This window comes from Pseudomonas sp. TAE6080, assembly GCF_018732265.1.
Classification (GTDB): Bacteria; Pseudomonadota; Gammaproteobacteria; order Pseudomonadales; family Pseudomonadaceae; genus Aquipseudomonas; species Aquipseudomonas brenneri.
This window is the reverse complement of the sequence record NZ_JAHIDY010000080.1, coordinates 1-11,282: the sequence shown is the minus strand read 5'-3', so window position 1 is coordinate 11,282 and position 11,282 is coordinate 1. Positions and strand designations below refer to the sequence as shown.

At 62.0% G+C, this 11,282-nt stretch carries 11 protein-coding genes; 6 read left to right on the top strand and 5 right to left on the bottom strand.

Annotation, left to right across the window (positions count from 1 at the left end; translation table 11 throughout):
- Positions 1-72: 72 nt before the first annotated feature.
- Together KL786_RS28865 and KL786_RS28860 are read right to left on the bottom strand one after the other, a co-directional pair.
- Entirely contained in the window at positions 73-603 is a 531-nt protein-coding gene (locus KL786_RS28865) for a PadR family transcriptional regulator (RefSeq protein ID WP_215519777.1), read from the bottom strand.
- Entirely contained in the window at positions 579-1,508 is a 930-nt protein-coding gene (locus KL786_RS28860) for a LysR family transcriptional regulator (RefSeq protein WP_050593454.1), read from the bottom strand. Before KL786_RS28860 ends, KL786_RS28865 begins: the two co-directional genes overlap by 25 nt.
- 118 nt (positions 1,509-1,626) lie before the next feature.
- Here KL786_RS28860 and KL786_RS28855 point away from each other — a divergent pair, with 118 nt between their 5' ends.
- From KL786_RS28855 to KL786_RS28845, 3 genes are all read left to right on the top strand, one after another.
- Positions 1,627-2,427, top strand: a complete 801-nt coding sequence (locus KL786_RS28855) for an oxepin-CoA hydrolase, alternative type (RefSeq protein WP_215519776.1) — start codon at positions 1,627-1,629, stop codon at positions 2,425-2,427.
- A 130-nt stretch (positions 2,428-2,557) separates the two neighbouring features.
- Positions 2,558-4,243: a long-chain-fatty-acid--CoA ligase gene (locus tag KL786_RS28850; protein ID WP_215519775.1), complete on the top strand. Its 1,686-nt coding sequence runs from the start codon at positions 2,558-2,560 to the stop codon at positions 4,241-4,243.
- A 3-nt stretch (positions 4,244-4,246) separates the two neighbouring features.
- The gene (locus tag KL786_RS28845) at positions 4,247-5,431 is read left to right on the top strand and encodes an acetyl-CoA C-acyltransferase (protein WP_215519774.1); all 1,185 of its coding nucleotides are present in this window, start codon (positions 4,247-4,249) and stop codon (positions 5,429-5,431) included.
- A gap of 132 nt (positions 5,432-5,563) precedes the next feature.
- On the opposite strand, the gene KL786_RS28840 is transcribed toward KL786_RS28845, so the two are convergent.
- Together KL786_RS28840 and KL786_RS28835 are read right to left on the bottom strand one after the other, a co-directional pair.
- Positions 5,564-6,766 carry a 3-oxoadipyl-CoA thiolase gene (locus KL786_RS28840; protein ID WP_215519773.1) on the bottom strand — a complete coding sequence of 401 codons (1,203 nt, stop codon included), beginning with the start codon at positions 6,764-6,766 and terminating at the stop codon, positions 5,564-5,566.
- Between the two features lie 2 nt (positions 6,767-6,768).
- A complete protein-coding gene (locus KL786_RS28835; RefSeq protein ID WP_215519772.1) occupies positions 6,769-8,301 on the bottom strand; it encodes a 3-hydroxyacyl-CoA dehydrogenase in 1,533 nt (510 codons plus the stop codon).
- Positions 8,302-8,462: 161 nt separating this feature from the next.
- Here KL786_RS28835 and KL786_RS28830 point away from each other — a divergent pair, with 161 nt between their 5' ends.
- From KL786_RS28830 to KL786_RS28820, 3 genes are all read left to right on the top strand, one after another.
- Positions 8,463-8,891 carry a PaaI family thioesterase gene (locus KL786_RS28830; RefSeq protein WP_215519771.1) on the top strand — a complete coding sequence of 143 codons (429 nt, stop codon included), beginning with the start codon at positions 8,463-8,465 and terminating at the stop codon, positions 8,889-8,891.
- Positions 8,888-10,219, top strand: a complete 1,332-nt coding sequence (locus KL786_RS28825; protein WP_353844688.1) for a hypothetical protein — start codon at positions 8,888-8,890, stop codon at positions 10,217-10,219. The genes KL786_RS28830 and KL786_RS28825 overlap by 4 nt, the downstream gene beginning before the upstream one ends.
- A 139-nt stretch (positions 10,220-10,358) precedes the next feature.
- Positions 10,359-11,147, top strand: coding sequence for an IclR family transcriptional regulator (locus tag KL786_RS28820; protein ID WP_032863533.1), 789 nt, complete (start codon positions 10,359-10,361; stop codon positions 11,145-11,147).
- Between the two features lie 49 nt (positions 11,148-11,196).
- On the opposite strand, the gene KL786_RS29800 is transcribed toward KL786_RS28820, so the two are convergent.
- Positions 11,197-11,282 (bottom strand): hypothetical protein (locus KL786_RS29800; RefSeq protein WP_252193888.1); only part of this gene is annotated, 86 nt, incomplete at its 5' end.

Sequence of the window (11,282 nt, the reverse complement as noted above, 5' to 3'; positions counted from 1 at the left end):
TCGACAGCTCCCACAGGGGATTGGCGGCGGATTCGGGATTTCGGTCTGGATGAAGTCGAACCCTACCTGGCCTCAAGCCTCAATCAACGGCAATACCTCGTCTGCCCAAGCCAGCCAGCTTTCTTCAAGCATGATTCCGCGCCGCAGTACCACGTATTGCAGGCGCTGTGCGTGGGTCAACGAAGCCGATGAAAAGTCACGCTGTTCAATCTGCCGATACGTCTCAAGCAGTGCCTGATGCTGCTTGATCAGGCGCTGGACCTCATCCCCAAGGCCCAGCGGGCCAATCACCGCCTCGGCACGCAGCTTGATCAGCAGTGCCTGGCTCTGATCCCCCGCTTCTTGCGGCTCGCCCGCCCAGCGCATCAACTCGGCGCGCCCCGCAGGCAGCACCTGGTAGGTTTTTTTGCGCCGCTTGTCATCCTCAGGGCCATCTTGCGCCACGAGCCAGCCGGCGCTGACCATACGGCCCAGCTCACGATAGATTTGCTGATGGGTGGCTTGCCAGAAATAACCAATGGAGCGGTCGAACCGATTGGCCAACTCATACCCCGTCGAGGGCTTTTCCAGGAGTGAGGTCAGGAGTGCGTGTTGGATGGACATGGGGCGCAGTCTACCTCCGCGGTTCTGGCCCGGGCGAGCATGAAATCGATGAAGGTCGAGGTCGCGCGGGTGTGATGGTGATCAGGCATGTAGAGCATATACATGTTGGTACCGAAGATGCTCAGCCGCCAGGCGTCCAGTGCGGTAACCAGCGTGCCCTGGCGCACGTCATCCTGCACCAGGTAGTCCGGCACCAGCCCGACGCCCAGCCCGGCCAATACGGCTTGGCGCAAGAATAGAAAGTTCTCCGAAATCAGGGTCGGCTCCAGCAGTACCTCATGCCGCTCCTCATCCAGGTAAGCGGCGACCCGCAATTGCCGGCCGACCACCGCCGCCGTAATCAGCGGCGCGGTGCGCAAGTCGCTGAGTTGCTCTGGCACACCATGCTCCTGGGCGTAGGCCGCAGAAACGCAAGCCACGTAGCGCAGCACGCCCATGTCCCGCGCCACCAGGTTTTGCGGCGGCTCGGACATGACCCGTACCGCGATGTCCACTTCATCGCGCATCAGGTCTTCGACACGGTTTTCGAACATCACGTCCAGCACAATCCCGGGATACAGCCGCTTGAAATCGAGTAGCCAGTCAGCCATGACCCATTGCCCATAGCCACTTGGAACACTGACACGCACCCGGCCCTGCAGGCTCTGCCCCAGTGAAGACACCGACTCTTGCGCCGCCAGCAGCTCATTGCGGATGGCTCGCCCATGCTCATACAGGCGCAGGCCGATCTCGGTCGGCTCGATGCGGCGCGTAGTGCGCCGTACCAGTTGCAAACCGATCGACTGCTCCAGGCGGCTGAGGTGGTAGCTGATGTTGGCTCGGCTGACCTTGAGGCGCCGTGCGGCCTCACTGAGGTTGCCTGCATCGATGATTTCGACCAGCAAGGTAAGCGACTTGAGGTCCATGGGCGATCACTGTCAAAGAATTTTGAACAGCCTGTCAACCAGAGCTGTGATTGTCAACGAAGCTTTGCCTTCCGATAATCCTTCGGATAATCAGCCGCTGAGCACCACAGGTGAAACCATGCGTGAACCGATTCTTGTGCACCGCGAAGGTGCCGTTCTAGTGCTGTCCAATAACAACCCCGGCGCACGTAACGCCCTCACGCCCGAGTTCTATGGCGCATTACCCCAGGCCCTGGCCCGGGCCGAGGCAGATCCGGCGATTGGCGCCGTGGTGTTGACCGGTGTTGACGGTCATTTCTGCGCTGGCGGCGATCTGCATCGGCTGGCATTACGCCGGGCCATGACGCCGGCGGAGCGACGGGTCAACCTTGAAGGCCTGCATGACCTGATCCGCTCGATCCACACCTGCAGCAAACCGGTGATCGCCGCCGTCGAAGGGGCAGCCGCCGGGGCCGGCCTGTCGATTGCGCTGGCGTGCGACATGCTGGTAGCGGCTCGCAATGCTTCGTTTTCGGTGGCCTACGTCAAGGTTGGCCTCACCCCGGATGGTGGCGCCACGGCATTCCTCGCCGAATTTGTCTCGCGCCAGGTACTGACGCAACTGTGCCTGACCGGTGATCGTATCAGCGGTGAACGCCTGCATGCCCTGGGCGCAGTGAATACCCTGGCCGAGCCCGGTGAGGCGCTCGCGGCGGCCATCACGCTGGCAACCCGGATTAGCGCAGGCCCACAGCGGGCAATGGCGCGGATCAAGACCCTGTGCCGTCAGGCCGGCAGCACAAGCCTGGAGCAGCAGTTGGAACTGGAGGCCACCCATATGGTGGAGTCCATGGGTGACGATGAGGCTGGCGAGGGGATTGCGGCGTTCTTCGACAAGCGGCCTGCAGACTTCCTGGCATTACGCAAAACCACTCAATAATTCCGCACAGCGAAATAACATTCCATATATTTGACATCCCGCCGTATTGCATGCAAATCTCCAGCGAGATGGCACTCGCCATACCGCCCGCATATCGATTAACCCAGACTCATAACAATAGGGTTTTAGAATGTTCAATCGTCACCTGCCCCATTGGCCGGAGGGTGCGCCCCACCACCTGACACTGCCGGACACCAGTCTTTTCTGTAACCTGGAGATCGCTGCCCGGCGTTATCCGCAAAAGACTGCGATCATTTACTACGACACCCTCATCACCTACGCCCAGTTGCTTGATGAGGTCGAGCGGTTGGCCGGGTATTTCCAGTCTCAAGGGATCAAGCGTGGCGACCGGGTGTTGCTGTTCATGCAGAACTCGCCTCAATTCATCATCACCTACTACGCCGCCTTGCGCGCCGACGCCATGGTGGTACCGCTCAACCCCATGAGCCGCGCCAGCGAACTGGAACACTACCTGCAAGATACTGACGGCGAGATCGTCGTCTGTGCTCAGGATCTCGCGCCTTTTGTCACGCCGCTGCTCGGCCGTTTCAAGCTGCGCCAGGTACTGACGACCGCCTATTGCGAATACCTGCGCCAGCCCACCGACCTGCCCCTGCCGCCCGAGTTGCTCGTTGCGGTACAAACCGCGACATTGCCTGGCGTGGTGCGCTGGCAGGCTGCACTCGATTGCGGCCAACAGCCCGGCCCGCACCTCAGTGGCGCGGGCGATCACTGCGTGATGCCTTACAGCTCCGGCACCACCGGCGTGCCAAAGGGCTGCCTGCACACCCATGCATCAGTGATGGCGACGACCGTGCATCGCCAGGCCTGGACTAACCGCACGTGCGAAGACGTGGTACTGACCACACTGCCGCTGTTCCATGTCGCCGGCATGCAGTCGTCGATGAACGGGCCGATTTTCAGTGGCGCCTGTGTGGTGGTCATGACCCGTTGGAACCGCGAAGTCGCCGCGCAGTTGATGCAACGTTATCGCGTCAGCAACTGGTCCAATATCGTCACCATGGCCGTGGATTTCCTGACCCAGGACGGGCTTGATCGCTATGACTTGTCGAGCCTCAACTACATTGGCGGTGGCGGTGCGGCGATGCCCGGCCCGGTCAAGGACAAGCTCAAACAGCTATTGGGCCTGGACTACATCGAAGGTTACGGCATGACCGAAACCATGGCAGCGACCCATATGAACCCCAAGGCGCGCAGCAAATCCCAATGCCTGGGCATTCCGGCGTTCGACGTGGACTCGCGCGTTATCGATAGCACGACTGGCCTGGAACTGGCGCCCCATGAGGTGGGGGAAATCGTCTGCCGTGGTCCGCAAATTTTCAAAGGCTACTGGCGGCTCCCGCAAGACACCGAAAAAGCCTTTATCGAACTGCAAGGTAAACGTTTCCTGCGTACCGGCGACCTCGGTTACTACGACGAAGACGGCTACTTCTTCATGGTCGACCGTATCAAGCGAATGATTAACGCCTCCGGCTACAAGGTCTGGCCTTCGGAAGTCGAAAGCCTGATGTACCGCCATCCGGCGATCAAGCAGTGCTGCGTCATCTCCTCCCCCGACGCACGCCGAGGGGAGGCCGTCAAAGCCCTGGTGACCCTGCACCCCGAACGACAGGGCACCACGGCCGGCGACATCATCGAGTGGTGCAAGGCCAATATGTCGGCCTACAAAGTCCCGGCCACCATTGAGTTTCGTGAGCATCTGCCGCAATCCGGCGCAGGCAAACTGCTATGGCGCCAGTTGCAGGATGAAGAATGGGCCGCCCACGCCCCCACCAGTACTGGCACAGGAAACTGATTGATGTCTGACGCCGTTATTGTCTCCACCGCACGTACCGCCCTCGGCAAATCCTACCGGGGCGCCCTGAACAACACCCACAGCATCGACCTGGCCGGGCATGTGATCCAGCACGCCGTGGCCCGGGCCGGGATTGACCCGGGGCTGATTGAAGATGTGATCCTCGGCGCGACGTTTCATGAAGGCGCCCAGGGCAAGAACATGGCGCGCCTGGCAGCCATTCGTGGCGGGTTGTCCACCACCACGGCGGGGTTGTCGATCAACCGTTTTTGCAGTTCGGGCCTGCAAGCCATTGCCCTCGCGGCCCAACGTATCGTGTCGGAGAAAGTCCCGGCGATGATTGCCGGCGGCGTGGAATCCATCAGCCTGCTGCAAAACGACAAGCTCAATACTTATCGCGGGCAGAACCCGTGGCTGCTGGAGCACAAGCCTGAGCTTTACCTGTCGATGATTGAAACCGCCGACATCGTTGCCCATCGCTACAACATCAGCCGCGAGGCCCAGGACGAATACGCCCTGCTCAGCCAGCAGCGCACCGCCGCCGCCCAGGCCGCTGGGTTGTTTGATGATGAGATTGTTCCCTTCAGCACCCGCATGCTGGTCAAGGACAAACACAGCGGCGAGGTCAGCGAGCAGCCCGTCACCCTCACCCAAGACGAATGCAACCGCCCCTCCACCACCCTGGCCAACCTGGCCTTGCTGGAGCCTGTGCGCGGAGCCGGGCACTTCATCACGGCGGGCAACGCCAGCCAGTTGTCTGACGGGGCATCGGTGTGCCTGGTCATGGACAGTCTGTATGCCGAACGCAACAACCTCGAACCGCTGGGGATTTTCCGCGGTTTTGCCGTGGCCGGTTGCGAGCCGGACGAGATGGGCATCGGCCCGGTCTACGCCATCCCGCGCTTGCTCAAGCGCAACGGCCTGAAAATCGACGATATCGACTTGTGGGAACTCAATGAAGCCTTCGCCTCGCAGGTGATCTACTGCCGTGAAAAACTGGGCATTCCCCTGGAAAAGATCAACGTCAACGGCGGCTCCATCTCCATCGGCCATCCTTATGGCGTCACCGGCTCACGCCTGACCGGCCATGCCCTGATCGAAGGCAAACGGCGCGGCGCCAGATATGTGGTAGTGACCATGTGCATCGGCGGTGGACAAGGCGCTGCCGGCTTGTTCGAGGTCGTCTAAAAGCAGAGCCAGAGCACGAAGCTGCAATCCCTGTGGGAGCGGGCTTGCTCGCGAAGGCAGTGTGTCAGTCAATTGATTCGTTGGCTGATACACCGCATTCGCGAGCAAGCCGCTCCCACACTTGTGGTGGCTTCAGTCAAGCCGCTCAATCACACAGGCAATGCCCTGGCCAATCCCGATGCACAGGCTCACCAGCGCGTAGCGCCCTTGCTGGCGCTCCAGGCTACGCAAGGCCGTCAGGGCCAAGCGGGCACCTGAGGCACCCAGCGGGTGGCCAATGGCAATGGCACCGCCCTGGGCATTCAAACGCGGATCGTCAAAGGCCAGGCCCAACTCCTTGGCGCACCCCAGTACCTGGGTGGCGAAGGCTTCGTTGATTTCAATTACATCCATATCCGCCAGGCTGAGCCCGGCACGCGCCAAGACCTTGCGAATCGCCGGTACCGGCCCCAGGCCCATCACCCGCGGCGCAACCCCCGCGACTGCACCGGCCACGATCCGCGCTCGAGGCTTGACCCCGTACCGCTCACCGATCGCACGGTTGCCAACGATCAGCGCCGCCGCCCCATCGTTGATCCCCGAGGCATTCCCCGCCGTGACCACGCCACCGTCGAACAGCGCCCCCAGCCGGGCAAGCGCCGGCTCATCGGTGGACGGCCGTGGGTGCTCATCAGCCAGTACCTCCTTGGGCGGCAACTTGCGTCCTTGCGGTACCCGCACCGGCATCAGTTCCCCTTCATAAAAACCCTCGGCCAGCGCCTTGGCATACAGCGCCTGGCTGCGCGCCGCGAACGCATCACTGTCGGCACGGCTGATGCCCAGATCGCGCGCAATGTTATCGGCGGTTTGCGGCATGCTGTCGGCACCGAATTCGGCCTCGATCAGCGGGTTGGGAAAACGCGCACCGATGCTGCTGTCGAAGACCTGGAAGGCCCGGGAAAACGCCGCCTCGCTCTTGCCGACAACAAACGGCGCACGGCTCATGCTCTCGGTGCCGCCAGCGATAAACAACTGGCCTTCATCGCAACGGATCATCCGATTCACATCCAGCAACGCCGCCAGCCCCGAGCCGCACAAGCGGTTGACGGTCAGGCCCCCCGTGGTCAATGGCAACCCCGCGAGCAATGCCGCATTGCGGGCAACGTTGCGCGCATCTTCACCGGCCTGGCAGGCACACCCCGCCACGACGTCTTCATAGTCGGCGCCAGCGAACGGGCTGCGCGCCACCAGGGCGCGAATGACCTCGCCCAGCAAGTCATCGGGGCGCACGCTGGCCAAGGCGCCGGCGCTGCGGCCAAAAGGTGTACGCAGGCCATCATAGATATAAGCGGACATGGTTATTGCTCCTGCACGGCAGAGGGATGATCGGGGGATTGCAGGCTCAGGCCCAGTTGCACCCGGCGACGCAACCAGGGGCTGGGGCGGTAGCGCGGTTCTTCATAACAACCTTGAATACCGCGCAACACCGCGAGGATCTTGTCTGCACCATAGAACTCGGCGAAGGCCAGCGGGCCGCGCGGATAACCCAGCGCCAGCATCACCGCACGGTCGAGGGTGGCCGGGGTGGCGATGCCACGCTGGACGATTTCCGCCCCCAGGTTGGCCACGCAGGCCACCACGCGCTGGATGATGAAACCGGGCGAGTCATTGATCACTTCCACCGGCACGCCGCTGCTGCCAAGGGCCTGCACCGCCTGGGCTTCCAGCGCAGGCTCAAGCGCCGGTTGGCGCATCAACACCAGGCGCTTGGAGAAGTCGCAGAAGGTGTCCAGGGCCAGGGTGCGCTCAGCCGGTAAACCCAGGCGCGCAATCATGCTGCTGGCATCTTCGCCCAATGGGGTAATCAGGCAGATCGCGTTGGCCGGTGGTTGAGCGGCCTCTTCAAGCGTCGCACCGCCAGCGGCGAGCAAGGTTGCCACGGCACCACGCACGTGCGGCTCCTGGTTGTCGAGCCAGAAGGCACGCTCGACCGCTACAGCCGCGCGCTTGAGCGGTGGCGAACGCAGCTGCTGGCCGTCGACATACCGATAGAAACCATGCCCGTCACTCTTGCGTCCCAGCAAACCGGCGGCCACGCGCTGGGCTGCCAGGTAGGAAGGCGTGTAGCGGGGGTCACCATAAAACTGCGCGTAGATCGACTCCATCACCCCGTGGGAAATATCCAGCCCGGTGAGGTCAAACAACTCGAAAGGCCCCATGCGAAACCCCGGACCATCGCGCAGGATGCGGTCGATCTGTTCGACATCGGCGATGTTCTCGCCAAGGATGCGCAAGGCTTCAGTGCCATAGGCGCGACCGGCATGGTTGACCAGAAAACCCGGTGTGTCCGGGGTTTGCGCCGCAAAGTGGCCCGCTGCCTCGGCCAACGCGCACAAGCGCTCTACCACCTGCGCCTGGGTACGTTCACCGCGCACCACCTCGACGATCTTCATCAGCGGCACCGGGTTGAAGAAGTGAAACCCGGCCACCCGTTCAGGGTGCTGGCAACCGCTGGCAATCTGCGTGACGGACAACGAAGACGTGTTAGTCGCCAGCACGGCGCTCGGCGCAACGATGGCCTCCAACTGGCGAAACAGCCCTTGCTTGGCCTCCAGGTTCTCGACGATGGCTTCGATCAACAGATCGCAACCGGCCAAGGCTTCCAGGCTGGCAGCCGGCTGCATGCGCGCCAGGGTCTGCTCCAATTGCTCGGGGCTGAGCTTGCCCTTGGCCACCTGGCGCGCCAACAGGTCCTTGTTAAAGCTCAGCGCCTGCTCGACCGCCTCAGGACGCACGTCATACAGCAGCACCTCGCAACCTGCCGTCGCAAACACCTGAACAATGCCACGCCCCATGGCGCCACTGCCAATCACACCGATACGTGAAAACATGGTTTCTCCGATTTTATGTTTCGCTGTGCAGAACCTAATTCCATATTGACTAGAATACTAATTATTGTCAGGCTCAACTTCAATCTAAAAACGGCTCTTTGCGGAACATACCGTGCGTAGCAAGTGCCGCCGTTCACCCCATAACAAAAAGAGAACACACCATGACCGTCTCACCACCCTGCGACCTGCAAGGCCTGTTCAGTGGATTCGCTGCGTACCTGGGCCTTGATCTGGTTGAATACGGCCAGGCGCAAACCGTCATCGCGTTGCAGGTCAACCCCGAGCATCTCAACCAGGCCGGCAACCTGCACGGCGGTGTAATCGCGGCCATGGCCGACGCGGCGCTGGGCATGTGCGGCACCTGGAATATCGACCCGGACCTGTGGCGCTTGTCCCTGACCCTGTCACTGAACATCAATTACATGGCTCCCGCCCCCGCAGGCAGTCGGGTGCGGGTCATCGCCCGGGTGCGGGGCGGTGGGCCGAAAATCTACATGGCCGCTTGTGATGTGCTCGATGCCGAGGGCAACCTGCTGGCCAGCGCTGAAGGGGTGTTCAAACGCAGCCGCCTGCGGCGCCTGCCCGCGTGAAGCTGACACGTCTGCTGCCACTGGCCCTGCTCTGCGAACTGATTGCCCTGGGCACACGTACCACTACGTTCAGCCTGATCGCGGCGCTGCTGTTCGGTTTGTTTTTTATCCGTCACTGGCAGTCGCTCATGCCCTACCCTCGGCGCCTGGGCCTGGCGACGCTGGTGCTGCTCGCGATATGGCTGGTCAAGGCCCCACTGGACCTGCCCACCGTCCAGCGCATCAGCAGCGCGGCCGCCTATTACGCGGCGTTCATTGGTGGCCTGGGGCTGATGGGTTGCCTGGTCAAGCGCCTGCCGGCACTGCGCGAGGTGCATCGTTTTTTGTTGCGTGGACCACGGGCCCTGCTCTATCCGCGCTACTTGTTGGCGGCGCTCGGGTTGGGGTCAATCCTCAGTTTCGGCATGCTCAACCTGATGTGTTCAACCCTGCACAGTTACCTGCAACACTTTGCCCCCGATCACCCGGCCCAACGCGATGGCCAGCGAGGCGTGCTGACCGCTGCCATTCGCGGCTTTGCCCTGGTGCCGTTAATCGCGCCAACCAGCATTGTGGTGGCGATCATTACCCGTGAAGTCCCCAGCCTGACCTGGACCGACCTGTTGCCCTACGGCGTGATCGCCACGGTGCTGCTGATGCTCATTGGCGCACGCACGGAAAACCGCCATTTGCAGACATTGGTGGATGAGTCGCCAGAAATCCCCGCAGCCTCGCTCACGCCTCTGGTCCTTGGCACGGCCTTGGGCATCGGCGCGATTGTCGCGCTGGCAAGCTTCAGTTGGCTGAACATCACTCAGGCGTCGTTGGTGGTGGTGCCGCTGCTGGTCAGTGGCTGGTTGTTCCTTGAAAGCCCTGGCAAAGCCTACGACGAATTGGCCGAGCATCTGGCGGGCATGCGCAATGAGGTCTTTATCTTTGGCTGTTCCGCGCTGTTCGGCGCGCTGTTCAATCAACTGGTGTCCCTGGATCAACTGGTGCCGCTGCTGGGCGGTTCCTCCCAGGTATTTGTGCTGCAATGCATTGCCCTGCTGGGTATCGTCGGGCTCGCGCTGATCGGTATTGCGCCGATTATTACCCTGAGCATTTGTGCCGGCTTGCTGGCCCAATTGCAGGCGGCCGGTGTCAACCCTCTGGGGCCCGCCGTCAGCCTGGTCTGCGCCTTCTCCCTGGCGATGCTGCTCTCGCCCTTTGGGCCCGCCGTGCTGATCCTCGCGCGTACCGCAGGCACCTTGCCGTGGACGATTGTCCTTACCTGGAATGGCCGCTTTGCGCTGATCGCCATCCCGGTATTACTCGCCCTGTCCTGGGTCGTGCAATGGAACCACTAGCGAAACAGGATTCCGCTACGCTGCCATTTCGCGCGACTATATAAGTCATTGCATTGAAATCACGCCGGTTACTGCCCACACTGCCTGGCATTATCGGCTAACCTCTTCCACTGCCAGCCCGCTGCCCACATGAGCCTCCATGACTGAAGAAATCGAAACGCCCGAGAACGAACCCAAGGACCGGAAATTCGTCGAGGCCCTGAGTCGGGGTCTCGAAGTGTTGCGCGCGTTCACCCACGGCAACGTCACCCGGGGCAACCAGGACATCGCGCGGATTACCGGGCTGCCCAAGCCCACGGTTTCGCGCCTGACCTACACCCTGACGCAGCTTGGCTACCTGAGCTACAACCAGGACGTGGAAAAGTACCAACTCGACTCCGGGGTGCTGGCCCTGGGGTATGCCTATGTCAACAACCTGCGGGTCCGCCAGTTGGGCAAACCGCTGATGGACGAGTTCGCACGGCGCACCAACACCACCGTTGGCCTCACCTGCCGCGATCGGTTGTCGATGATTTATGTGGAAAGCTGCCGCCCACCCGACGTGGCCAGCCTGCGCATGGAAGCCGGCGTGCGCCTGCCCCTGAGCACTACTGCGGCGGGCCGGGCCTACCTGGCCGCCACCCCGGAAAACGAGCGGGCACACCTGATCGGCGAAATTGCCAAGAAGGCCGGTGATGAATGGCCGGCCCTGGAAGCCTCGCTGAACGAATCGTTTCGCGAGTATGAGGAGTTCGGTTTTTGCCTGTCCCTCGGCGAATGGGACCGTAACGTCAACGCCGCTGGCGTTCCGCTGCGCCTGACCGACGGCAGCATCATGGCCCTGACTTGTGGCGCGCCGAAATTCCAACTGCCGACCGACACCCTGCAAAGCTCCCTGGCCCATCAACTGGTGATGTTGGCCAGGGACATCGAAAGCCTGGGCGCCTGATCGCCATGGGTCCTGAAGGCGCGAAACTGTTCGCGCCTGCAGGACCCATTTACAGGCTACCGCTCAACTCGGGAACCGCCTCGAACAAGTCCGCCACCAGGCCGTAATCAGCCACCTGGAAGATCGGCGCTTCTT